Annotated in this window: 22 protein-coding genes; 9 read left to right on the top strand and 13 right to left on the bottom strand. The window is 53.5% G+C overall.

The features are described 5' to 3' along the window. Window positions 1-4 precede the first annotated feature (4 nt). Window positions 5-1,144 carry a uroporphyrinogen-III C-methyltransferase gene (locus EL386_RS15315; RefSeq protein WP_126457093.1) on the top strand — a complete coding sequence of 380 codons (1,140 nt, stop codon included), beginning with the start codon at window positions 5-7 and terminating at the stop codon, window positions 1,142-1,144. Further along, window positions 1,141-2,316 (top strand): heme biosynthesis HemY N-terminal domain-containing protein, encoded by a 1,176-nt coding sequence (locus EL386_RS15310; protein WP_126457091.1) that lies wholly within the window; start codon window positions 1,141-1,143, stop codon window positions 2,314-2,316. The genes EL386_RS15315 and EL386_RS15310 overlap by 4 nt, the downstream gene beginning before the upstream one ends. Before the next feature lie 2 nt (window positions 2,317-2,318). On the opposite strand, the gene EL386_RS15305 is transcribed toward EL386_RS15310, so the two are convergent. Further along, the gene (locus tag EL386_RS15305) at window positions 2,319-3,338 is read right to left on the bottom strand and encodes a CDP-6-deoxy-delta-3,4-glucoseen reductase (protein ID WP_126457090.1); all 1,020 of its coding nucleotides are present in this window, start codon (window positions 3,336-3,338) and stop codon (window positions 2,319-2,321) included. Between the two features lie 89 nt (window positions 3,339-3,427). Between EL386_RS15305 and EL386_RS15300 the strand changes: the two genes are divergently transcribed. Both EL386_RS15300 and EL386_RS15295 read left to right on the top strand, forming a co-directional pair. Further along, window positions 3,428-4,294 carry an SDR family oxidoreductase gene (locus tag EL386_RS15300; protein ID WP_126457089.1) on the top strand — a complete coding sequence of 289 codons (867 nt, stop codon included), beginning with the start codon at window positions 3,428-3,430 and terminating at the stop codon, window positions 4,292-4,294. 597 nt (window positions 4,295-4,891) lie between these two features. Beyond that, window positions 4,892-6,223: a cytochrome ubiquinol oxidase subunit I gene (locus tag EL386_RS15295; protein ID WP_126457087.1), complete on the top strand. Its 1,332-nt coding sequence runs from the start codon at window positions 4,892-4,894 to the stop codon at window positions 6,221-6,223. Between the two features lie 84 nt (window positions 6,224-6,307). Here the strand turns inward: EL386_RS15295 and EL386_RS15290 are convergent, their stop codons facing one another. Next, window positions 6,308-6,841 carry a hypothetical protein gene (locus EL386_RS15290; RefSeq protein WP_126457086.1) on the bottom strand — a complete coding sequence of 178 codons (534 nt, stop codon included), beginning with the start codon at window positions 6,839-6,841 and terminating at the stop codon, window positions 6,308-6,310. Between the two features lie 151 nt (window positions 6,842-6,992). On the opposite strand from EL386_RS15290, the gene EL386_RS15285 reads away from it, so the two are divergent. Then, window positions 6,993-7,595 carry a class I SAM-dependent methyltransferase gene (locus EL386_RS15285; RefSeq protein ID WP_197722121.1) on the top strand — a complete coding sequence of 201 codons (603 nt, stop codon included), beginning with the start codon at window positions 6,993-6,995 and terminating at the stop codon, window positions 7,593-7,595. A gap of 575 nt (window positions 7,596-8,170) precedes the next feature. Here EL386_RS15285 and EL386_RS15280 read toward each other — a convergent pair. The 8 genes from EL386_RS15280 to prlC all read right to left on the bottom strand — a co-directional run bounded on the left by EL386_RS15280 (window position 8,171) and on the right by prlC (window position 15,770). Next, window positions 8,171-8,848, bottom strand: coding sequence for a class I SAM-dependent methyltransferase (locus tag EL386_RS15280; protein WP_126457084.1), 678 nt, complete (start codon window positions 8,846-8,848; stop codon window positions 8,171-8,173). 108 nt (window positions 8,849-8,956) lie between these two features. Continuing rightward, window positions 8,957-9,313, bottom strand: a complete 357-nt coding sequence (locus EL386_RS15275; RefSeq protein WP_126457082.1) for a YybH family protein — start codon at window positions 9,311-9,313, stop codon at window positions 8,957-8,959. A gap of 90 nt (window positions 9,314-9,403) precedes the next feature. Continuing rightward, a complete protein-coding gene (locus EL386_RS15965) occupies window positions 9,404-9,718 on the bottom strand; it encodes a DUF4282 domain-containing protein (protein ID WP_126457080.1) in 315 nt (104 codons plus the stop codon). 207 nt (window positions 9,719-9,925) lie between these two features. Beyond that, window positions 9,926-10,564, bottom strand: coding sequence for a ParA family protein (locus EL386_RS15265; RefSeq protein ID WP_126457078.1), 639 nt, complete (start codon window positions 10,562-10,564; stop codon window positions 9,926-9,928). Between the two features lie 118 nt (window positions 10,565-10,682). After that, complete coding sequence (locus EL386_RS15260; RefSeq protein WP_126457077.1) at window positions 10,683-11,354, bottom strand: MlaC/ttg2D family ABC transporter substrate-binding protein; 672 nt, start codon at window positions 11,352-11,354, stop codon at window positions 10,683-10,685. 28 nt (window positions 11,355-11,382) lie between these two features. After that, window positions 11,383-12,861, bottom strand: coding sequence for a 4-hydroxy-3-polyprenylbenzoate decarboxylase (gene ubiD / locus EL386_RS15255; protein WP_126457075.1), 1,479 nt, complete (start codon window positions 12,859-12,861; stop codon window positions 11,383-11,385). A gap of 3 nt (window positions 12,862-12,864) precedes the next feature. After that, window positions 12,865-13,701: a TIGR04211 family SH3 domain-containing protein gene (locus EL386_RS15250; RefSeq protein ID WP_126457074.1), complete on the bottom strand. Its 837-nt coding sequence runs from the start codon at window positions 13,699-13,701 to the stop codon at window positions 12,865-12,867. Window positions 13,702-13,730: 29 nt separating this feature from the next. Next, window positions 13,731-15,770, bottom strand: a complete 2,040-nt coding sequence (gene prlC / locus EL386_RS15245; RefSeq protein WP_126457072.1) for an oligopeptidase A — start codon at window positions 15,768-15,770, stop codon at window positions 13,731-13,733. A 121-nt stretch (window positions 15,771-15,891) separates the two neighbouring features. Between prlC and EL386_RS15240 the strand changes: the two genes are divergently transcribed. The 4 genes from EL386_RS15240 (at window position 15,892) to EL386_RS15225 (ending at window position 19,662) form a co-directional block, all read left to right on the top strand. Further along, on the top strand, window positions 15,892-16,890 hold the full coding sequence (locus EL386_RS15240) for a serine/threonine protein kinase (protein WP_126457070.1): 999 nt from the start codon (window positions 15,892-15,894) through the stop codon (window positions 16,888-16,890). Between the two features lie 350 nt (window positions 16,891-17,240). After that, window positions 17,241-18,590 carry a glutathione-disulfide reductase gene (gene gorA, locus EL386_RS15235; RefSeq protein WP_126457068.1) on the top strand — a complete coding sequence of 450 codons (1,350 nt, stop codon included), beginning with the start codon at window positions 17,241-17,243 and terminating at the stop codon, window positions 18,588-18,590. Between the two features lie 13 nt (window positions 18,591-18,603). Continuing rightward, window positions 18,604-19,134, top strand: a complete 531-nt coding sequence (locus EL386_RS15230) for a gamma carbonic anhydrase family protein (RefSeq protein WP_126457067.1) — start codon at window positions 18,604-18,606, stop codon at window positions 19,132-19,134. A 144-nt stretch (window positions 19,135-19,278) separates the two neighbouring features. Continuing rightward, entirely contained in the window at window positions 19,279-19,662 is a 384-nt protein-coding gene (locus tag EL386_RS15225; protein ID WP_126457066.1) for an RNA recognition motif domain-containing protein, read from the top strand. A 1-nt stretch (window position 19,663) separates the two neighbouring features. Here EL386_RS15225 and aroE read toward each other — a convergent pair whose 3' ends face one another. From aroE to EL386_RS15210, 3 genes are all read right to left on the bottom strand, one after another. After that, window positions 19,664-20,488: a shikimate dehydrogenase gene (gene aroE, locus EL386_RS15220; protein WP_126457065.1), complete on the bottom strand. Its 825-nt coding sequence runs from the start codon at window positions 20,486-20,488 to the stop codon at window positions 19,664-19,666. A 2-nt stretch (window positions 20,489-20,490) separates the two neighbouring features. Beyond that, window positions 20,491-21,693 (bottom strand): inorganic phosphate transporter, encoded by a 1,203-nt coding sequence (locus EL386_RS15215; RefSeq protein WP_126457398.1) that lies wholly within the window; start codon window positions 21,691-21,693, stop codon window positions 20,491-20,493. A 69-nt stretch (window positions 21,694-21,762) separates the two neighbouring features. Further along, a complete protein-coding gene (locus tag EL386_RS15210; protein WP_126457064.1) occupies window positions 21,763-22,440 on the bottom strand; it encodes a TIGR00153 family protein in 678 nt (225 codons plus the stop codon). Window positions 22,441-22,530 lie beyond the last annotated feature (90 nt).

Genomic DNA, 22,530 nt, shown 5'->3' with positions numbered 1-22,530 from the left:
CCTCATGACAGAGCAAGACAAGGCCAAAACAGAAGCAACACAAACGACCGCGGCGAAGGCGCCGACAGAGAAGAAGCCGGCTGAGAAAAACCCGGCAGAAAAGCAACCGACGGCACAAGACGCCACGACCACAGACGGCCGCGGCGCGGGCATGGCGCCAGTGCTGGCCGTACTGGCCCTGTTAATCGCCATCGGCACGGCCGCTGGCGGTTATTACCTGTGGACCCAGCAGCAGGCCGATAGCGGTTTACGCCAAGAGGCCTTGCAGGCGATGGCGGCGCAGGCCGCAGGCCTTAAGCAAGACCTGCAAGCCAGCCTCACTGAGCAGAACCAGCGACTCGAGGTACTGCTGCAGGCGGAACAAAGTGCCCGCGCCGAGCTGGCAAAAGCCCTTGAGCAATTACATACCGAGCTTGGTCGCGACCGCAATGCCTGGGCACTGGCCGAGGTGCGTTACTACCTGCGTCTGGCAAATACACGCCTGTTATTGCTTGGTGATGTAGCAAGCGCCCTGCGCGCCATGGAGCTGGCTGATGCCCGGGTGACGGCGCTCGCCAGCCCCGCCCTGCACAAGCTGCGCGCCCTGCTCAGTGAGGAGATCGCCGCGCTCAAGGCCGTGCCCGAGGTCGATATCGAGGGCGCCAGCCTGAGCCTGATCGCCCTTGCCAAACAGGTCGAGGCCCTGCCCACGATCATGCCGACGCGCAGCGAAAAGGAAACGGTACAGGCCGGTGCAAAGGCTGCCGCTGATATCAAGGACTGGCGTGCCCATGCCGCGGCGATCTGGGCCGAGATGAAAACCTTGGTCACGATCCGTCGCACCGACCGGCCGATCGATGCCCTGCTCGCCCCGGAGCAAATGGTCTTCCTGCGCCATAACCTGCGCCTGAAACTCGAGGCCGCACGCCTGGCCCTGTTACAAAAAGATACCGCGGTCTACCAGGCCAGCCTCGCCGAGGTGAGCGAATGGGTCGCGGCCTATTTCAATGCTGAGTCGACACCGGTCAAGGCCTTGCTCGAGCAAATCAGCAAACTCGCGACGCTGGAACTGCAACCCGCCCTGCCCGATATCAGCGCCTCACTGGTCGAACTGGAAAGGCTGGAGGCCAAGACGTCGGGCAAGCAGGGTGAGCCGACACCATGAAGCTGCTTATCAAGATCCTCTTTATTGCCCTGCTCGGTGTCGCCCTGGCGTTGCTTGCCAAGCAGGACGCCGGTTACGTATTGATCGCACGTTCGCCGTGGGCGATCGAGATCAGCCTGACCCTGTTTATCGTCGCCCTGTTTGCCGGTTTTGTGGTGGCCTATTATCTGATCCGTTTTCTCGTCAATAGCTGGGGTCTGTCGCGGCGCATGCACGACTGGCAGGAACGGCGCCATGTGCAAAAGGCGCGGCGCAGTCTCAACCGGGGTCTGCTGGAACTGGCACAACGCCACTGGGACAAGGCCGAGAAGCTGCTCATTCAGCATGTCGAGCACAGCGAGTCGCCCTTGTTGAATTACCTCGCCGCAGCGAGTGCCGCACAGGAACAGGGTGCCGATGTTCGCCGTGATCAGTTCCTCTCCAAGGCACATGAGAGTGTGCCGGGCGCCGACGTGGCGGTGGGCCTGACGCAGGCCGACCTGCAGTTGCGCCACGGCCAGCTGGAACAGGCGCTCGCTACCCTCACGCACCTGCGCTCACTGGCGCCGAAACACCCGCATGTACTGAAATTATTAATGCGCCTGTATAGCGAGTTGCGTGACTGGGAAAGGCTGCACCAGCTGCTGCCGGAATTGCGCAAGCGCAAGGTCAGTGACGAGGCGACCCTCGATGCCGTGGAGGTACGTGTATACGGTGAATTACTCAACGCGACCCGCGAGCAGGCACGTCTGCAACAGGTCTGGCAGGAGGTGCCACGGCGCCTGCGTTACGACGTGTCACTGTTACAGGCCTATGTTAAAGGGCTGCTGCGTTTTAATGCCGACGAAACGGCCGTGACCGTATTACATGATGCACTGAAAAAACAATGGGACCATGGCTTGTTGCAGTTGTATGCGCGCTGCAAGCCGGTGGATGTTGCCCGTCAGTTGAGTTGGGCCGAGCAATGGTCAGCCCAACATGGCAAGGACCCGGTGTTACTGGAAGTGCTGGGAAGACTTGCCGTGCGTAACCAGCTGTGGGGCAAGGCGCGGGCCTGGTTCGAGGCCAGTATCGGCCAGTCACCGCAGCCGCGCACCTACCGCGCCCTGGGTGAATTACTCGAACGCCTCGAGGAGCCCGAGCGCGCCGCCGAGTGTTACCGCAAGGGCATTAAGTTAATCGATAGCCTGTAAGGCTATTTGCTGTCGCGGGCGTACTCGAAAGAATCCGAGAAGTAGTGCTCTTCCGTCAGGCCTTTTTTTGCAAAGGCCTCGAAACCGCCATGCACCATCTGCGGCGGGCCACCGGCATAGATATCAAAGCCGGAGAGGTCATCGAAGTCGGTCATGATCGCATCGTGTACAAAACCGGTACGACCCTGCCAGTTATCTTTTTTCAGCGGGTCGGACAAGACCGGCACATAGGTAATATGCGCGTGTTCTTCAGCCCATTTCTCAGGCAAGGCATTCATATATAAGTCGCGCTTGCTGCGCGCGCCCCAATACAGGTGCATGGGGCGGTTAATCCCCTCATGTAGGGCGTGTTCGATAATGCCCTTAATTGGCGCAAAGCCGGTACCGCCGGCCATGAAGATGATCGGTCGGTCGGTGTCTTCGCGCAAATAGAAACTGCCAAGCGGGCCTTCCATGCGCAGCAATGCCTTGGTCTTCAGGTGTTCAAAGACAAAGTCGGTAAACTCACCGCCCTTGGCATGGCGCACGTGTAACTCGAGATGTTCGGCATCGTGCGGCGCGTTGGCAATCGAGAAGCTGCGGCGGTGGCCGTTTTGAAGCAGAAAGTCGATATACTGGCCGGCGAGAAATTTGAAATCGGTACCCTCGGGCAACTTCAGGTCCAGGCGTATGACATCGTGGGCCAGTTGTTCGTTGGTGATCACACGACAGGGCAGTTTGCGGATCGGGATGCCGGCAATCGCCTCGGCGACGTGGGCCTCGATACGACAATCCGAGCCGGCATGGGCCTGGCAGAGCAGGGCCATGCCCTCGGCCTGTTCGGCGACGGTCAGTGCCTCGGGGCGCTCGCCAGGATAAGTGACCTCGCCCTCGAGGATGTGGGCCTTGCAGACGCCACAGAGACCGTCACGACAACTGTAACTCAGGCCAACCTGCTGGCGCAGTGCGGCCTCGAGGATAGACTCGTCGGCATTGGCGGTAAAAGATGCACCGCCCGGCTCAATTTGGATCTTATAATTCATAACCACTACATGGTGGGCGCACGCAAAAATGGCCCGATAACCTGACAGAAAGGCTCAGGATTATCCCTGATTTGACGACAGAGTGAAACATGCAAAACGTAGTAATTATCGGTTGTGGGGATATCGGCCAGCGCGTCGCGCACCGCTGGCAGGCACAAAAGGCCCATGTGGCGGGGCTTTCCCGTAATCCCGCGACCTGCGAGGCCTTGCAGGGGGCCGGTATCACGCCCCTGTGTGCCGACCTCGATGAGCCCGCCAGTCTGGGTGGCCTATCGGCCAAAGGGGCGCTGGTGTACTACTTCGCCCCACCTCCTCGTGAGGGCCAGAAGGATACACGCCTGCGCAACTGGCTGGCCAGCCTGGCGAAGACCTCCCTGCCGCAGCGGGTGGTGCTGATCAGTACCACGGCCGTCTATGGCGATAGCGGTGGTGACTGGGTCACTGAGCAATCGCCCCTGCAGCCCGGCACCGATCGGGGCCGCCGCCGCCTTGATGCGGAAATGGCCCTACGCGACTGGTCGGGGCAAACCGGGGTGCCGGTCGTCATCCTGCGTGTGCCGGGTATCTATGGCCCCGGCCGCCTGCCCCGTGCGCGGCTGGAAAAGGGCCTGCCGGTGCTGAACGAGACCGAATCCGGTTATACCAACCGCATTCACAGTGAAGACCTCGCCACCATTTGTGTCGCCGCGGCCGAGCGTGGTCAGCCGGGTGCGGTGTATAACATTTCCGATGGCCACCCGGGCACAATGACGGAATGGTTCAATGCCGTCGCCGATCACCTCGGCCTGTCGCGGCCGCCACAGATTTCACTGACCGAGGCCGAGACGCAGGTGTCTGCCGGGATGCTTGGTTACTTGAAAGAATCGAGGCGGATATCAAACAGGAAGATGATCGAGGAATTGGGGGTGGAGTTAGCCTATACCGACTTGAGGCTTGGCCTGGGGGCCAGTGACTAGGTGTTTTATATCCTTGCCCTCAATATGACCGCAGCGAGGTGTAGCAAGTACGTATTGTACGCAACACAAGGATATGCAAGAACATGATGGGTTAATCAATTTTTACACTGGCAATAATCCCTCGATGCGCATAATTCATTATTTTGTCATCATGACGAGATATCTTCTGTTGTAGCCATTCCGCATGAGCAGGGCCGATGTCTTGCTGAAAAATAAATGCTAACAGTACAGATAAGGCGAGCAAACTGTCCGTAAGAGCAGTGTCCTTCCTAGTACTTTATGCTTATTGTTAATGCACAGAAAAGGCGTTAATTTTAGCGCCGGCTGTTTTGTGAGAACTCTTCACAACATAACTTATTATAATGTAGTCAAATAACTACAAATCGTTACACAAGATTACTACATACCGGGGACTATCAGTGCATTACCATGCACTCGATACTTACGATAACGACACAGGGATGTTTTATCATGCGCGCAACCAGACTATACCTACTATCCGTTATGGCCTTTTTTATGGCCTATCTCACGCTCAAAACAATGATGACGTTTATCGTCACCTTTTAGGTGTGCTTCTAAAATTCGGGAGTATCAACCATGGACTTGGTTGCAAACCTGAGCCGCCTGCAATTTGGTCTGACAGCAGGCTTTCACATTATCTTTCCAACGCTATTGATAGGCCTGTCCACCTATCTCTGCCTGTTATACTGGCGCTGGCTACGCACCGATGACAGAGTCTATCTGGATAGCTATAATTTATGGCTGCGACTGTTACTGATCATCTATGTCGTGGCGGCCATAACCGGCGTGGCGCTCTCTGCGCAGCTCGACAACCTGTTTGGCGGCTTTTATCGGCGGCTTGAAGATACGCTGGTTCCCTTCCGTAACTATGAATTGATCTTTGCCACCCTGCTTGAAGGGGGTTGCATTGGCGTCATGCTGCTCTGTACGCAAAATCAGCGATCTTACAAACGCTTTGCGGCGACACTCCTGTTTACGTTCGGCATCTTTCTGACCGCCTTTTTTGTTGTCAGCCGTAACTCATGGATGAATACGCCGGCGGGTTTTACCTGGAATGGTGATCATGCCGAAGTCTTTTCCGCCTTGCAGGTGTTACTCAATCCCTCCTTTCCATTGCGCTATCTGCATATGATAACGGCAGGGCTCATGGCCAGCAGTTTCTTTATCATGGGGCTTTCTGCTTATCGGTTGCTGCGTCACAAAGGCGATCGGGTTGCGCGAAAAGGTATGCACATAGGCATGACGGCCGGGCTGATTTTTTCTATTGCCCAGTTTGTTATCGGCGACCTGCATGGGCTTGATGTTTACCAGCACCAACCCATGAAAATAGCCGCCCTCGAGGGGCAATGGGAAACGGAGCGCGGTGCAGGTTTCAAGGTGTTTGCCCTTCCGGATCAAAAAAATGCAAGCAATCGCTATGAAGTTGAAATACCGTATGCACTGAGTCTGGTCATCAAACACGATCCAGACGGTGAAGTGCGGGGCCTGAAGGAATTGCCACCAGCAGAACGCCCTAATGTGGCAATGACATTTTTTTCATTCCGCATCATGATCGCCATGGCAATAATAATGTTAGTGACCGCCGTCATCGGCGTATGGATACGAAGACGCGCTGAAATAGAAAGCAAGACCTGGTACCTGCGCCTGGCCATGCTGACCGCCCCGGCAGGCCTGATCGCCGTTGTCGCAGGCTGGTCCGCGGCAGAGGCAGGCAGACAGCCCTGGACGATTTACGGCATAGTGAAAACCGTACAGACCGTCACCACCCAGTCCAATGAACAGGTTATTGCCTCACTGCTAATCTTCAGTGTCAGTTATACGGCGCTGGGAATACTAGCCTTAATCGCCATCCGGCAGGTGCTGCTCGGGCGATCACGCCTGCCAATTCTGAGAGAGGCCTGCGCCTGAGGGTAATTAGATTGAATTAATTATTGAAGTAATGCTTCAATAATATGTTAGCTTCTTTTTATTGCCTGTTTACTGAAGGCTTTATTAAATTTTTTGTATTTTATATAAATACAAGCTGATTCCAAGTGAAACGATACCAAGCGTCAGGGTAATAACGACTAAGCCAAGCAGCTCATTGAATGATTTTTCGAAAAAGAACGGAATAGACAGGGAAAGAAGTATTCCTATTATCCCGGCTACAAACATAACGGGTACCCATGCAGGGTGAAGCGCTTTAGATGTCGAGGTCATGGCCTCTTTTGCGGACAGCTTCTCATTTTTAACAGGTAGTCCTCTAATGAGAATCTGCTGTCTCATTATTACCACCAGGCCGATTATTATAATAGGCATAAAACCGTTTAATGAAACTCCGCCGCTCAAACCTAACAGCAACCCGTATAGGATACACAAGGGTAAGAAATACTTATTTAAGCGCTTATGGAATTTAAACAGCTTTTCTTTTCGGACAGGGTCTTCAACTAAACGGCCTTTACCCAATATCCCATTCGGGAAGTAAAGGGTTTCACCATTTTTTCCTTCTTTAAATGCAGTCGCAGCAATTTTATCAAAATAACCCATAATCTTTCCTTTGAATTCTAGCGGGCGTTAACGCTTGAGAAGATAAATATTATAGTGTAAATAAAAGTATTGATCGCTTAGGATATTACATAGGGTCTCTATATACTATGCATGAGCATACCTTGAAATATAAGCAGAACATCATAAATAAATGGCCGCTATGATAAATACAGACTCAGAGCACAACCAGCAATATTGGGAAGAACGCTATAATGCCGGAGAAACAGGCTGGGATATTGGCGATATTTCCACGCCCCTAAAGGCGTACATTGACCAGCTGCAAAACAAGGATTTGAAAATCCTGATACCTGGATGCGGAAATGCCTATGAGGTGGAATATTTGTACAAACAGGGCTTTGCTAACGTCCATGCGATGGAGCTTACGCAAAAGCCCTTTGAAAATTTACTGAGGCGCATGCCGGATTTTCCGACGCAACAACTTATTCATGGAGATTTTTTTGCCCACGCAGGACAGTATGATCTTATTTTAGAGCAAACCTTTTTTAGTGCCATCGAGCCCCGTCTGCGGCCTGATTATGCGCAAAAAACCCATGAACTCCTGGCGACCAATGGCAAATTGGTCGGGGTATTATTTAATTGTGAACTCGGTAGTGGCCCACCTTATGGGGGCACAAAAGAAGAATACGAAACGTATTTTAGGCCGTATTTCAACATCCGGGTCTTCGAGGAATCTTACAACTCTATTGAGCCCAGGGAGGGTATTGAACTATTTATTAATCTTGAAAAGAAATAATTCACAAAACTGAAATCAGAACACAAACAAATAATAAATAAAAATACTAATGATTCGTGTTTGTTACTGACTCCTTGAATTACAGGTGAATACCATGGTTATACTTTATTGTTCATCTGCGCCTAATAATCCTAATATTTCTCAGTCCTGCCAATACAAAATTCTGCAAGCCGATAACCGGATGTGAGAATTTCATTCATAATTTGCTTGCTCTTCGTAGATCGCGCCAGCACCAAAGTGCCTACAAGCACCGTAGGTTAACCAGTAGCTTTAACCAAAATAGCGATGGACAAGAAGCAACGAATAATTAAGTTAAGATAAATTAATTAATAGTGATATGACACAATCGCTAACTACTGTGCCCATATGAGATTATCAATGTTGTCTGCATAGCGCCTATCTGTGGACTCGCACTATGCGCGCAAGGCAACATGACGTCTGAGTAATACTCAACTATAACGTTAACCCTTTTGCGTGCAAAGTGCGCAAAAGGGTTAATGTTGCAAGTCTCTGGCGAGTAAAAGTGGGGCGACGAAGGCGCGTAGTTTATTTATGATTAGAGTGTATTTGCCTTGTTATACGCATTTCGCCACCAACATTTCAGTAGCGCCTTTTTGAAATAGATATTTCACGGACCTTAACGAAACATCAATACCGTTTTTCCTGAGAGCAGAGATCACTGGCTGGAGATGCTTTGATTTTTTTCCATCAAGTGATAACAATGGATAAACTCGAACCTCGTTGGCTACACGACATAATTCTTTCATAGCGGAAATATGTTGCTCTTGATTTATATGCTCACTATAAAGAAATAAGTAGTGCGAACACAAGGCCAAATCAAATGCGTCACTTTCAAACGGCAATACTGGCAGTGATGCATTAATATATCTTCCTGATTCCCTTCCTATTTCATAGTCACTCAGGAATTTTTCCATGGCCTTCATTCGTACTTGCCCCAAATCCTCAATACTACTGATAGTTTTCCATACATAGTTACCTTTATTTTTTGACATTTGCTCCATTACTTGAGGGTAAACCTCATCAATTCTTGATCGAATTTGCTCAGCGTTGAATTGATATACTGGATCAACGGATACGATGCTGCCGCCAATTTTTGTCAGCTCTGCATTAAAGCAAGCTGGCCCATCACTACAACCTAGTAGTTTTTTTTCAAGATCATCGTCAGATAACGAAAACATTTCCCTGTATTCTTTAAATGACCTCCCCCAGGGGATTACATTGGATAATTCCATGATGTTCTCTTATGCGTATAATGTTGCGATAAACATCTGTCTAGGGTGGAAGCCTATATTATAGGCCCTGGCTCTAGGTGGCCTATGTTTATTGCCTTATTAAAGTAATTATTCCTGAATATAGTGCGCATATGCCCGGTTAACTTTATTGTTTGCGTTGAAATGTAAAACCTCAGAAGATAGACCTCTATGACCTTTGTAATTAATAAGTATACTAGTAACACCGATAAATACATTTACTAATGTGAAGTGTAAATTAGGATTTGTTTTAATGGCTTTGGACCAATATTTTGTTATAGCGTCTTTGCCTTTTATAGTGCCACTTGCCTCATTGACAAGACTCATTATAATGGGAGATGTCATTTCAAAATCTTCTGCATAATGTGACATGATTGTATTTATGTCTTTACTGTTCCAGGCCTGAATCCACTCTAATGCAAACTGATTAGCAAATTCTCTTGTCATATTTTATTTTCTCTAACGCTTGAATTACCCAGAAGACGCGTCTTTTGCCGGTCTGATTGAACGATTTATTAGCGTATTTCTTTGATTTATTCATAGTTGAGTTTGTAATAACGCATCCCGCATTTGCATGTAGGCAATTAGAAATTCAAAAAACATTCGCCAAAATAACTCCATAAACATAAATGAAGTTACGAAAAATGCTACGAGTTTAGTTTGTTGTTTTCTATTCAATGATTTCCATATTATTTCCTTCCCGCTTTCATATGCAGTATTAAATAATTTATATTTGCGCAGAAGCCAGGTAAGTAAGAGCCATATCCCAACAGGCATTATAATTGCGCCAAGGTAATAAAATATTATTAGAGCCTCAGTGCTAATAAAACTTTTAAACGTAAGAAAATCCATTGTGTATGAATACCTATATTTCTTATTGTGACGCTAACAGTGATTTAGACCGCATGCAGTCTATTACATTTGTGTTTCTCGTCTATTGCGAGGTTATATTCAAAAAATACAATATGTTAGCTACCATTATTGCTTTTAATCCATCGGAAAAAGGCTGCAAAAAAACGGACTAGAAATAAAAGGAGTTAGTATCCTTTTATAATGAACCTACTCCACAACACTACGCTTGCTGTTCAGCCACCTCGTCAGCGACTTCCATTGTTCGACATCCTGCTCGACCTGTGAGGGTGCCATTTCAAAAATGCTCAGGCCACGTTCGGCGGCGCGGATGTAGTTCTGGGTTTCACGCAGGGTGGCGATGCGTGGGATCTTCAGGCGTTTGAGGAATTTTTCCAGGCTGTGATAGATGAGGGTGTTTTCACGCACGCGGTTGGCGACCACGGCGAGTTTGACCTCGTCACGGTTGACCTTGCCGACCAGCAGCAGCTCTTCAATAAAGTGGGCACAGGCGCGCATGTCGATGGGTGACGGCAGCACGGGGATAATCAGCGATTCGGCACGGCGCACGAGCTGGGTGAGGATTTTGCCGTGGACAGCGGCGGGTACGTCGAGGATCAGGTAATCGGTATCACGGGGCGGCCGCAGCGTGCCTTCGTAGGCGGCAATGCCGTGAATGGGGGCGCGGTCTTCGGGGCGGGCCTTGAGCCAGTCGAGACTGGAGCCCTGCGGGTCGAAATCGGCGAGGGCCACCTGGTGGCCCTTGCTGGCGTAAAAGCCGGCGATATTGGTAGACAGGGTGGTCTTGCCGCAACCGCCCTTTGCATTAATGACCATGATCGTGCGCATAGCGGCCTCCCTATTCTTATTAGAATGCGCGTTAATAACGGCTTTTACCCGCCCGCTGTCCCAGCCGGGCAGGCCATAAACTTACCGTGGGTAGGGCAGAAATGCCAGTCGTGAAGGCTTAATTTGTGGCGGTACCAGTGGGATTCGGGTCGGCGGTGGCGTTGCGCTCAGCGAGTTTGTTGATCAGGCCATCAAGGCCCTCGCGGCGGATCTGGCTGGCAAACGAGCTGCGGTAGGTCGTGGCGAGGCTGATGCCCTCCACGGCCAGGTCATAGATCTTCCACTCACTCCCAGCACCGTCCTGGTAGAGGCTGTAGTTGATCTGTGCCGGTGGGCGGTCCGGCAGGGTGATTTGCATGCGCACAGAGACATCGTTCGGGTCACTGTTACGGAATGGCAGGTATTTCACACTATCGGCGTGTGAGACGATTTGATCGGAAAACTCGATCATGGCAGTGACATAGGTACGCACAAGAAAGGCACGGAACTCGCTGGTAAAACGCTGGCGTTGTTCCTCGTTGGCCGATCGCCAGTACTTGCCCAGCACCAGGCGGGCGACACGGTTAAAGTCAACGTGTGGCAGCACGATATCATCGACCAGCTTGTAGGCGATCTGTTTGTCGGCCTTGATCGCCGTTTTTTGTGCCTTTAATGCGTCGACCAGTTGATTGGAGTGTTCAACGATCAGCGCCTGCGCATCTTCCGGTGCGGCGACGGCGATATTGGCCAGCATGCCAAGTGAGGCAAGGAGGACAAGGGGATAAATAGTCAGGTTTAAAGTAAGTCTCATAATGGCGCTCAGTTTTTTTGCTTATGACCTATTTGTCTATTGTATCAATATTAAGTTCCGACCAGATATTATCAATACGTTTTTTTACGGCTTCGTCCATGACGATGGGTTTACCCCATTCACGCGTGCTCTCGCCGGGCCATTTGTTGGTGGCATCAAAACCCATCTTTGAGCCCAGCCCGGAGACCGGTGAGGCAAAGTCGAGGTAATCAATCGGGGTATTGTCGATAATGGTGGTATCGCGACCAGGGTCCATGCGCGTGGTCATGGCCCAGATGACATCGTTCCAGTCGCGCACGTTGACGTCATCATCGGTGACGATGACGAATTTTGTGTACATAAACTGGCGCAGGAATGACCAAACCCCGAGCATGACGCGTTTGGCGTGGCCGGGATATTGCTTCTTCATGCTCACGCAGGCCATGCGGTAGGAACAGCCCTCGGGCGGCAGGTAGAAGTCGGTGATCTCGGGAAACTGCTTTTGCAGGATCGGCACAAAGACCTCATTCAGGGCCACGCCGAGCACGGCCGGCTCGTCGGGCGGCCGACCGGTATAGGTGCTGTGATAAATCGGATTCTGGCGGTGCGTGATGCGGTCAATGGTAAAGACCGGGAAGCTATCGACTTCGTTGTAGTAACCGGTGTGGTCACCAAACGGGCCCTCTTCGGCCATGTCGTCCGGGTGGATGTGGCCCTCGAGGACAAATTCGGCACTGGCCGGGACCTGCAGCCCGGAGCCGAGGCATTTGATGACCTCGGTCTTGCCGCCGCGTAACAGACCGGCAAAGGCGTATTCGGAGAGTGTGTCGGGCACCGGGGTCACGGCACCGAGTATGGTCGCCGGGTCGGCACCCAGTGCCACGGCAATGGGGAAGGGTTCACCAGGGTGCTTGGCCTGCCAGTCGCGCAGGTCGAGTGCCCCGCCGCGGTGGGCCAACCAGCGCATGATGACGCGGTTCTTGCCGATGACCTGCTGGCGGTAGATGCCGAGGTTCTGGCGTTCCCTGTCCGGGCCTTTGGTGACCACGAGCCCCCAGGTGATCAACGGCCCGGCGTCACCGGGCCAGCAAGTCTGTATGGGTAGCCTGGAGAGGTCAACCTCATCGCCCTCCAGCACGTGCGCCTGGCAGGCGGCCTTTTTCAAGACCTTCGGTGACATGTTCAGCACTTGTTTGAAGACAGGCAGTTTTTCAAAGGCGTCCTTCATGCCCTTGGGTGGCTCGGGTTCCTTGAGCATGGCGAGCAGCTTGCCGACCTCGCGCAGGGCGCTGACGGATTCCTCGCCCATGCCGAGGGCGACGCGTTCAGGGGTACCGAAGAGGTTACCGAGAACCGGGGTAGTAAAGCCCTTGGGATTTTCAAACAGCAGCGCCGGGCCGGCGGCCCGCAGGGTGCGATCACAGATCTCAGTCATTTCGAGATACGGGTCGACCTCGTGCTGAATGCGCAGCAGTTCACCGCGTTCTTCAAGCAGGCGAATAAAGTCACGCAGGTCTTTATATTTCATAGGCTAGATTCTGAAACCGCCGTGGCGCTGCCGGTTACGCCAATCCAGCCATTTCACACCGGCGATGAAGCCGACCACGATCAGCAGGCCGATGCCAAGCCATAACCAGATCATCTTCACCTGTAGGCCACCATTCTCCACGACACCGGGTGCCGGTGCGGCGGGCAGCTGCAAGGCCTCGCGGACACGTTCCAGTGCCGTTGAGAGTTGCTGGTTTTCGGCGAGCAGGCGCTCGTGATCGGCATCAGCTTCCTGCAGGGCGTCATCGTCAGGGGCGGGGGCCTGTTTTTTCAGTGTGGCGATCTGCTGTTGCAGGGCAGCGATATTGGCCTCGGCGGCGGTGCGGCGTTTTGTCTCATCGCTGAGCTGGTTATTGACGGTATCCAGTTGCTTGCCCAGTTCCCGGCGTTGCTGGGTCAGGTTTTTGATTTCATCGCGGAGGTCTGACTGGTTACTGGCATTGACACTGTCTTTGAGTTTTTTTACCTGATCGCGCATGGCACGCAGCTCAGCCTGTGCCAGGGTCAGCTGTTCGTCGGCCTGTTTTTGCTTGTCGGTGAGTTCGAGCACAACCAGTTGCGCCGGCTTGTGTTCGATCATATAGGACTTTTCGATCCAGCCACTGCTGCCATCCGGGCTGCGTATCTGGACAAAGTTACCGCTGCGATCGATGACTTCCAGCGGCGTACCGGTGGGCAGGGTGGTAAGCAGGATGCTCTCTGCACTGGCCTCCTCATACACACCGACCAGTATTTTGTCTGTCACATAATAGGTCTGTGCCTGTACCAGCGCAGAAGCCAGTACTGCAGACATAAAGGCTAACCATTGAATTTTTTTCATGCCCTACCCCGTTAGTTTTTATTATTGTATCAGGCGGCGATGCCACTATGACGCAACAGTGCATCAATGTCGGGTTCACGACCACGGAACTCGATAAACAACTCCATGGCCTCGCGTGAACCACCTTGCTCGAGGACGCTGTTTAAAAATCGCAGCCCGGTATCGCGGTCAAAGATACCGCTTTCTTCAAAGGCAGAAAAGGCATCACTGGATAACACCTCTGCCCATTTATAGCTGTAATAACCCGCGGCATAACCGCCGGAAAAGATATGTGTGAAGCTGTTCGGGAAGCTGTTGTACTCCGGTGGGAAGAACACGGCGACCTTCTCGCGCACATCCTGAAGCAGTTGGTCGATATCAGTTTCGACCTCGGTGCTGTATTCAAGGTGCAGACGAAAATCGAACAGGGCGAACTCCAGCTGGCGCACCATCTGCATGCCGGCCTGGAAGTTCTTCGCTGCATTCATGCGGTTAAATAATTCCTCGGGCATGACCTCGCCGGTTTGATAGTGACGGGCGAACAGGTTCAGTGCCTCAGGTTGCCAGCACCAGTTTTCCATGAACTGGCTGGGTAGTTCCACCGCATCCCATTCCACGCCATTGATGCCGGAGACACCGGCATAGTCGATCTGGGTCAGCATGTGTTGCAGGCCATGACCAAATTCATGGAACAGGGTAATGACTTCGTCATGCGTAAACAGTGCCGGTGAGTCACCGACGGGTGGTGAGAAGTTACAGGTCAGGTAAGCGACAGGTGTTTGCACGCCCCCGTCGAGACGTCGGCGCACAATGCACTCGTCCATCCAGGCGCCGCCACGTTTCTTGTTGCGTGCATAGAGGTCGAGATAGAACTGGCCGCGTAGTTCGTTATTGTTGTCGACAATCTCGAAGAAGCGAACATCCTTGTGCCAGGTATCGATGTCATGGCGTTCGCTGACGTGCATACCATAGAGTTTATCAATAACGATAAACAGGCCCTCGAGGGCGCGGTCTTCCGGGAAGTAGGGTTTGACCTCTTCCTGGGTGATGGCATAACGACGCTGTCGTAGTTTTTCACTGTAGTAGGCGATATCCCAGGCATTCAGTTGTTCAACGCCAAACTCGTCCGTGGCAAATTGTTGCAGTTCGGAAAATTCCCTGCGCGCCATGTCCACGGAACGTTCAGCGAGGTCGTGCAGAAAACCGAGCACGGCATCGGGAGAGCTGGCCATCTTCGTTGCCAGCGAGCGCTCGGCATAATTCTTATAACCGAGCAGTTGTGCGACCTCGTGGCGACGCTTGAGGATTTCCTGCATGTTGCGGGCATTGTCCCATTTGCCGGCATTCGGGCCATGTTCGGAGGCGCGGGTGACATACGCCGTGTACATCTCTTCGCGCAGTGTCGCGTCATCGGCATAGGTCATGATCGGGTAATAAGACGGAAACTCGAGTGTGAATAACCAGCCTGACTTACCGGTCTGCTTGGCATGCTGACGCGCCAGCGCGATCGCCGATTCCGGCAGGCCAGCCAGTTGTGTCTCGGCGTCGATATATTTTTCCCAGCCGTGCGTGGCATCGAGGACGTTTTCTTCAAATTTTGACGTCAGGGTCGAGAGTTCCTGTTTCAGAGTTTTGAAGCGGGCCTGGTCGGTCTCGTTGAGGGCGATGCCGGAGAGGTGGAAGTCGCGCAGGTCGTTGTCGATGATCTTTTGCCGTGCCGTGTCGAGCTGTGTGTACTCTTCGCTGTCGGCGATCTGCTGGTATGCACGGAACAGTGCCTGGTTTTGTCCCATCTCGGTGCCGTACTCACTCAGTTTCGGCAGGCACTTGTTATAGGCCTCGCGCAGGGCATCTGAATTCACCACCGAGTTCATGTGGCTGACCGGTGACCAGGTGCGGCTGAGGCGCTCTTCCATCGCTTCGATCGGGGCCACCAGGTTGTCCCAGCTGTAATGGCTGTTGGCCGCCAGCAGTTCTACGATGTGCCGACGGTTCTCGGCCAGTAACTGGTCAATGGCCGGCTCAACGTGTTCGGGTTTGATTTGCGAGAATGGTGGCAGGCCGGTCATTTCGAGCAGAGGATTGGACATACGAATTAGTTACCCTTTAATACACGATAATACGCGATGAGTTCAGTTTAGCGGCAGCGTGCGCCGTCTATTTAATCTATTATGCACACCTTATATATAGCCGTCAGCCGGAATTACAACATTGGATAGTAACCATACAGCACAACAGGGTTTTTACGACCTCGACCCGGATACCATCCTCGACGCGCTGGAGGCCTTTGGCCTGTGGCCGGACGGCAGCATGCTGGCCCTGAACAGCTACGAAAACCGTGTTTATCGCCTGGGTGTTGAGGAGTCGGCACCGGTGGTGGTGAAGTTCTATCGCCCGGGGCGCTGGAGTGATGAGGCCATCCTCGAGGAACACGCCTTCGCCCTCGAGCTGGCCGAGACCGATATCCCGGTGGTCGCCCCGCTCAGAAATGCGAAGGGCGAGACCCTCTTTCACCATGGTGGCCACCGTTTTACCGTCTTCCCCTGCCAGGGTGGGCGTATGCCGGAGCTCAGTGGTGGTGAGGACTACGAGATACTCGGGCGTTTTATCGGCCGCATCCATGCCGTCGGGCGTTTACGTCCCTTCGCCCACCGTCCGCAGATCACGATCGACAGCTATGGACGTGAGTCGTATCAATTTTTGCTCGAAAAGGGCCTGCTGCCGTCGGAGCTGAGCCTGCCCTACCGCAGTCTGGTCGAGGATATCCTGCCGGTGGTCGAGGCCTGTTTTGCGCGGGCAGGTGAGGTGGCACAGATCCGCCTGCATGGCGATTGTCATCCGAGTAATGTCTTGTGGACGGACACGGGGCCACACTTTGTCGACCTGGATGATTGCCGCACGGGCCCGGCGATCCAGGACCTGTGGATGTTGCTGAACGGCTCGCGTGCCGATATGACGATGCAGATCGGCGACCTGCTCGAGGGTTATACCGAGTTTTGCGACTTCAACCCTCGCGAACTGCACCTCGTCGAGGCACTGCGCACCCTGCGCATGCTGTTTTACTCGGCCTGGCTAGGTCGGCGCTGGGAAGACCCGGCCTTCCCGAGGAATTTCCCCTGGTTCAATAGCCAGCAGTACTGGGAGCAACAGATCCTCGCCCTGCGTGAGCAGTTTGCCCTGCTCGACGAGCCGCCGCTGGTATGGAACTGACAACGGCGCTGGCCGGATGGGGTCGGGCCCGTTGCGGGCGTATGTGGGTCTTCTAGCCTATCGCGTTGGCCAGCCAGATCAGGACGAAGGTAATGGCCGCCAGTATGGCGACGGCCTTGGCCACATTGCCGAGTGCGTCGGAATCGCCTGCCTGCATCATCATATCGGTCTCTCCTGTTTTCTTCTGTGGGTGGAACATGGGGGCTAATGCTAACCACACCGGGGCCGGAGAAAATTGATCTCGATCAAATTCACGCGCGATCTACAAGGTTATTATATTCTGATATAACAATATATTAGCCAGCTTGTTAGAATCCCTTTTCGTCTTTAAGTAAGTAAACAGGTACAACATGAGCAAACACTATGATCTTATTGCCATCGGCGGCGGTTCCGGTGGTTTGTCGGCCGCCGAGCGGGCCGCGAAGTATGGCGCCAAGTGCGCGGTGATCGAAAGCGGCCCGATGGGTGGCACCTGCGTGAATGTCGGCTGCGTGCCGAAAAAGGTCATGTGGTATGCGGGCATGCTCGCCCATGCCGTGGAAGACGCAAAGGGTTATGGTTTTGACGCCAAGACGGGGGCGCTGGACTGGGACACCCTGGTCAAGGGTCGCCAGGGTTACATTCAGGGTATCAATGACTGGTATCACACCTACCTGGCCGACTCGAATATTGATGAGATCGTCGGTACCGCAACCTTTATTGATGCCCACACGGTTGAGGTTAACGGCGAGCAGTACACGGCTGAACACATTGTGATCGCGCCGGGAACGCAGCCGGTTGTGCCCGCGACCCCGGGTGCAGAACTGGGCATCGACTCGGACGGATTTTTTGCCCTCAAGGAACAGCCGCGGCGTATGGCCGTGGTTGGTTCCGGTTACATCGCCGTTGAGATCGCCGGCCTCATGCGCGCCCTGGGTACTGAAGTGACCTTAATCATCCGCCGCCAGCATGTGCTGGGTAACTTCGATGCCATGCTGCGTGAGGTACTTATGGAAGAGATGCTCAGTGCCGGTATCAATATTATGTCGAGCATGGAGATCGAGCAGGTTGAAAAGGCCGCCGATGGCAGCCTGACGTTGCAATGCAGCGGTGGCCACAGCCTGAGCGGTTTCGACAGCCTGTTGTGGGCGATCGGTCGTGAACCGAATACGGCGGCACTGAATCTGCCCGCCACCGGTGTCGAGGTCGACAAGGCCGGTTACATCCCTACGGATGACTTTCAGAATACCAATGTGGCCGGTGTCTATGCCGTGGGTGATGTTACCGGTCGTGCGGCCCTGACGCCGGTGGCGATCGGTGCCGCGCGTCGCCTGGCCGACCGTCTGTTTGATAACAAGACCGAGCGCAAACTGGATTATGCAAATATCCCTACCGTAGTCTTCAGTCACCCGCCGATCGGTACTGTTGGCCTGAGTGAAGACGAGGCGCGGGCATTGCATGGCGATGCGGTGAAGGTCTATAGCTCGCGCTTTACGCCGATGTATCACGCCCTTACCGAGCACAAGACTCAGACGGCAATGAAGCTGGTTTGTGTCGGCGCGCAGGAAAAGGTCGTCGGCATCCACATTATCGGCCTTGGTGCCGATGAAATGCTGCAGGGTTTTGCCGTGGCGCTGCGCATGGGCGCGACCAAGAAAGACCTCGATGATACGGTCGCCATCCACCCAAGCAGCGCCGAAGAACTGGTGACCATGCGCTAGGCGCGCGACGATCATGACAATACGTCGTTTTGAAAAACATACCCCGAAGATCGCGGCCAGCGCCTACGTCGATGAGATGGCCGTGGTCATTGGTGATGTCGAGATGGGTGAAGATGTCTCGGTGTGGCCGACGACAGTGATCCGTGGCGATGTTAACCCCATTCGCATTGGTGCCAGGACCAACATCCAGGACGGCTCGGTATTGCATGTGACACACGACAGTGAGCATGCCCCGGGTGGATTTTCGCTAAAGATAGGTGAGGGCGTCACGGTCGGACATAAGGTTATTCTGCATGCCTGCACGATTGGCGATTATTGTCTGGTCGGCATGGGTTCAACCGTGCTCGATGGTGCGGTGCTCGAAGACAAGGTCATGCTCGGTGCCAACAGCCTGGTCTCGCCCGGCAAGGTCCTCGAGGGCGGCTACCTTTACCTGGGCAGCCCGGCACAAAAGGTTCGCCCCCTCAAGGCCGGTGAGCTGGCGTGGCTGGAATACTCCGCGGCCCATTATGTCGTCTTGAAAAACCGCTACCTGGCAGAATAAAAACACAGTTAGCGGGTGATTGCGCTGCCACCTGTATATTTACGTGGACGACGTGCTTAAAACCCCTTGAATACGTGACATTACTCACTTGCAATCCTGATCGGACATGGCATGATTAAATAGACCTCTATATGGAGATATGTCATGGAACTCTATATTGGTAATATTCCAGACGATACCGAAGATTATGACCTGCGCAAGTTCTTCTCGATTACAGGCGGGCAGCTTAGCTTCAAGATCGTCAATCATGATGGCGCTGACAAGGCCCATCGTTACGGACTGGTCAGTGTCGAATCAGACAAGCTCGCCCGGAAAATCATGAAACAATTTCATGGCCGCCCCTTCAGGGACAAGCGTCTCATTGTCAGAGAGTTTAATTACCGCAATTACAGTAATGATCGTCGCGCCCTGGACTGGCGACAACGGGGTTGGGCGAAGATGGAACGGCGTGGACGGAATCGTCGTGGGATGCAAACGCAGATGGGTAGCACGGCGAAACAAGGTGCCGCCGTTTTTAATCTGGGCTGACTTACTGGGCAGATTCGCGCAGCAGCCGTATCACCGGTGAGGTATCCGCCTGTACGCCGCGCCAGAGGCGGAACGATTCGGCCGCCTGTTCGACCAGCATTCCCAGGCCATCGAGTGACTGGCTGGCACCGTGTTCCAGCCCCCAGCGAACGAAGGCCGTCGGCGCATTGCCATACATCATGTCGTAACAGACACCCTCTTTAAACAATACATCATCAGGGATGGCCGGTACTTCACCCTTCAGGCTGGCGGCGGTGCCGTTAATGATGAGGTCAAACTTTTCACCTGCCAGGGTCTCAAAGCCGCCACCAGAAACATTTCCTGCCGCGGCAAACTTATTCGCCAGGGCCACGGCCTTGTCGGCGGTACGGTTGGCGATCACCAGCCGTTGCGGTTTTTCCATGAGCAAGGGCAGTAATACGCCCTGCACGGCGCCCCCGGCACCGAGGATAAGAATACGTTTATCCTGCAGTGAGAAACCGTGGTTCTGTGTCAGGTCACGGACCAGGCCAACACCATCGGTATTATCGGCAAGGATACTGCCGTCTTTATTCAGTACCAGTGTGTTCGCCGCCTCGGCCTTGAGGGCACGTTCACTATGCTGGTCGGCGAGTGCAAAGGCATCGGTTTTAAAAGGCACGGTAATGTTGAGCCCCAGCCCGCCCTGTCGGCGAAAATCCTCTACAGCTTGTTTGAGTTGACCCGGCTCAACGAGGATCGCGGTGTAATCGAGGTCCTGATGCGTCTGAGACGCAAACGCCGCGTGGATACGCGGCGATTTACTGTGGGCAATCGGGTTACCCATGACGGCATAGTGCGCAGTCATACTTATGAGAACATGCCCTTAAGGGTAAAGAAGAACAGGATGGAAAGAATCGCCCCGGCCGGCAGGGTCACAATCCATGACAGGAAAATGGTGCGCACCACGTTCATGTTGAGGGCATCCATTCCACGCGCCAGGCCCACACCGAGGACGCCACCGACAAGGGTATGCGTGGTGGAGATGGGCAGGCCGGTACCGGAGGCGATAACAACGGTCATGGCCGCAGCCAGCGTGGCGGCAAAGCCGCGACTCGGGGTCAGCTGAGTAATGCCGGTACCGACGGTAGCGATCACCTTGTGACCATAGGTGACCAGGCCGATGATGATACCGGTGCCACCGAGCAACAGGATCCAGACCGGTAGAGCAGATTTCTGCGCAACTTCACCACCGCTCTCAACGATACTGACAACAGCGGCAAGCGGACCAACGGCATTGGCGACATCGTTGGAACCGTGCGCAAAGGCCATGGCGCAGGCGGTAAACATCATCAGGATGCCGAAGACCCTTTCAACATTGGTAAAGTGAAAGTCCTTATCAGCGGCCGGGTCAAAGTGCATGCGACGGATAGCGACTATGCCGATGAGCATGGAAATAAAACCGATGATCAGGGCGATAATGTAGTTTTGTGTCGTGCTGAGTTCGAGGCCGATATGTTTGAGGCCCTTGAATAGGGTCACCAGTGCAATAACGAAACCGACCAGGAAGATGTAGAACGGCACGTAAATTTTTGCGTTCTTCAAGGGCTCACTGGTATTCAGGATCAGGCGCTGCACACTCATATACAACCAGTAACCGATAATGCCGGCTATGGCAGGTGATATCACCCAGCTCATGGCGATCTTGCCAACCTTGCCCCACTGCACGGCGTCAATGCCGATACCGACCGCGGCAAAACCGACGATGGCACCGACAATCGAGTGCGTCGTCGAGACCGGCCAACCGGCGCGGGAGGCAACCATCAACCAGATGCCGGCGGCAAGCAGCGAGGCCAGCATGCCGTAGACAAGCAACTCGGGTTGACCGGATAACAAGTTGGCATCAAGCATGCCCTTGCGGATCGTCGAGGTTACCTGACCACCGGCGAGGTAGGCACCGGCAAATTCAAAGATGGCGGCAATGATAATCGCCTGTTTGATGGTCAGTGCCTTGGAGCCGACCGAGGTGCCCATGGCATTTGCCACATCGTTGGCGCCTACACCCCAGGCCATGAAGAAACCGAAGGCGCAGGCGAGGACAATAAAGGTAATACCGAATTCTAATACCACGTGTAAACCCTCTTAGCGTGCCAACATTAATTCAAGACGACTACCGACACGCTGTGCCAGGTCTGCCAGGTCACCGACCCAGTCGATGACCTTGTAGAGAAACATAACTTCAACGGGGTTCATGTCTTTCTCTTTTGCAAAGACTGTTGTCCGGATCTTGACCTGGATCTTGTCCGTATCGCCTTCGATGGAGTCGAGGGTAGTAATCATCGACTCTACCAGATCCATTTGTTTACCCCCGAAGCCGGTTTCTATGAGTTCATCGAGTTCATTGATAGCCTTCTGGGCCTGTGCGGAGGCATCGATACAACGCTGAACGTATTCGATAAAGGCTTCATGCAGTGTCTCGGGGAGGATGATCTTGCGGCCGGTGATCAGGCCGGCGATATCCTTGGCCTTGTTGGCAATCTTGTCCTGCATGGTCAGGACCTCAAGCAGGTCACGGCGTGATACGGGCATGAACAGGCTTTTTGGCAGGTGCAAACGTAGTTGACGTTTGAGCTTGTCGGCCTCGCCTTCGAGTTTGGCAATCTTTTTCTGTTGCGCGCGCGCCCCTTTCCAGTCTTCCTGAATCACCGCCTGGAAGAATGGTATGAGTTCGACGACACATGCCTGTACGCTGGCCATGTGGGTTTGCAACGGTTTTACGGGGGAGCTGCCAAACAGACTGGAGATCGTGGATCGGGCCATGGTAGATGTCCTCTTCGTACCGCCATTCGGTACGGCTTCCCGATACTGCTTTCAGTATCAGCGTTAATAGTAATGGTGTGCTCGTTTCGC

Origin of the sequence: Sulfuriflexus mobilis (genome assembly GCF_003967195.1) — a bacterium.
Lineage (GTDB): Bacteria > Pseudomonadota > Gammaproteobacteria > AKS1 > AKS1 > Sulfuriflexus > Sulfuriflexus mobilis.
This window is presented reverse-complemented; position numbering and strand designations above follow the sequence as displayed.

Coding starts and splice junctions, on each gene's coding strand:
- EL386_RS15315 (WP_126457093.1), top strand. CDS start 5: ATGACAGAGCAAGACAAGGCCAAAACAGAAGCAACACAAACGACCGCG.
- EL386_RS15310 (WP_126457091.1), top strand. CDS start 1,141: ATGAAGCTGCTTATCAAGATCCTCTTTATTGCCCTGCTCGGTGTCGCC.
- EL386_RS15305 (WP_126457090.1), bottom strand. CDS start 3,338: ATGAATTATAAGATCCAAATTGAGCCGGGCGGTGCATCTTTTACCGCC.
- EL386_RS15300 (WP_126457089.1), top strand. CDS start 3,428: ATGCAAAACGTAGTAATTATCGGTTGTGGGGATATCGGCCAGCGCGTC.
- EL386_RS15295 (WP_126457087.1), top strand. CDS start 4,892: ATGGACTTGGTTGCAAACCTGAGCCGCCTGCAATTTGGTCTGACAGCA.
- EL386_RS15290 (WP_126457086.1), bottom strand. CDS start 6,841: ATGGGTTATTTTGATAAAATTGCTGCGACTGCATTTAAAGAAGGAAAA.
- EL386_RS15285 (WP_197722121.1), top strand. CDS start 6,993: ATGGCCGCTATGATAAATACAGACTCAGAGCACAACCAGCAATATTGG.
- EL386_RS15280 (WP_126457084.1), bottom strand. CDS start 8,848: ATGGAATTATCCAATGTAATCCCCTGGGGGAGGTCATTTAAAGAATAC.
- EL386_RS15275 (WP_126457082.1), bottom strand. CDS start 9,313: ATGACAAGAGAATTTGCTAATCAGTTTGCATTAGAGTGGATTCAGGCC.
- EL386_RS15965 (WP_126457080.1), bottom strand. CDS start 9,718: ATGGATTTTCTTACGTTTAAAAGTTTTATTAGCACTGAGGCTCTAATA.
- EL386_RS15265 (WP_126457078.1), bottom strand. CDS start 10,564: ATGCGCACGATCATGGTCATTAATGCAAAGGGCGGTTGCGGCAAGACC.
- EL386_RS15260 (WP_126457077.1), bottom strand. CDS start 11,354: ATGAGACTTACTTTAAACCTGACTATTTATCCCCTTGTCCTCCTTGCC.
- ubiD (WP_126457075.1), bottom strand. CDS start 12,861: ATGAAATATAAAGACCTGCGTGACTTTATTCGCCTGCTTGAAGAACGC.
- EL386_RS15250 (WP_126457074.1), bottom strand. CDS start 13,701: ATGAAAAAAATTCAATGGTTAGCCTTTATGTCTGCAGTACTGGCTTCT.
- prlC (WP_126457072.1), bottom strand. CDS start 15,770: ATGTCCAATCCTCTGCTCGAAATGACCGGCCTGCCACCATTCTCGCAA.
- gorA (WP_126457068.1), top strand. CDS start 17,241: ATGAGCAAACACTATGATCTTATTGCCATCGGCGGCGGTTCCGGTGGT.
- EL386_RS15230 (WP_126457067.1), top strand. CDS start 18,604: ATGACAATACGTCGTTTTGAAAAACATACCCCGAAGATCGCGGCCAGC.
- EL386_RS15225 (WP_126457066.1), top strand. CDS start 19,279: ATGGAACTCTATATTGGTAATATTCCAGACGATACCGAAGATTATGAC.
- aroE (WP_126457065.1), bottom strand. CDS start 20,488: ATGACTGCGCACTATGCCGTCATGGGTAACCCGATTGCCCACAGTAAA.
- EL386_RS15215 (WP_126457398.1), bottom strand. CDS start 21,693: ATGGCCTGGGGTGTAGGCGCCAACGATGTGGCAAATGCCATGGGCACC.
- EL386_RS15210 (WP_126457064.1), bottom strand. CDS start 22,440: ATGGCCCGATCCACGATCTCCAGTCTGTTTGGCAGCTCCCCCGTAAAA.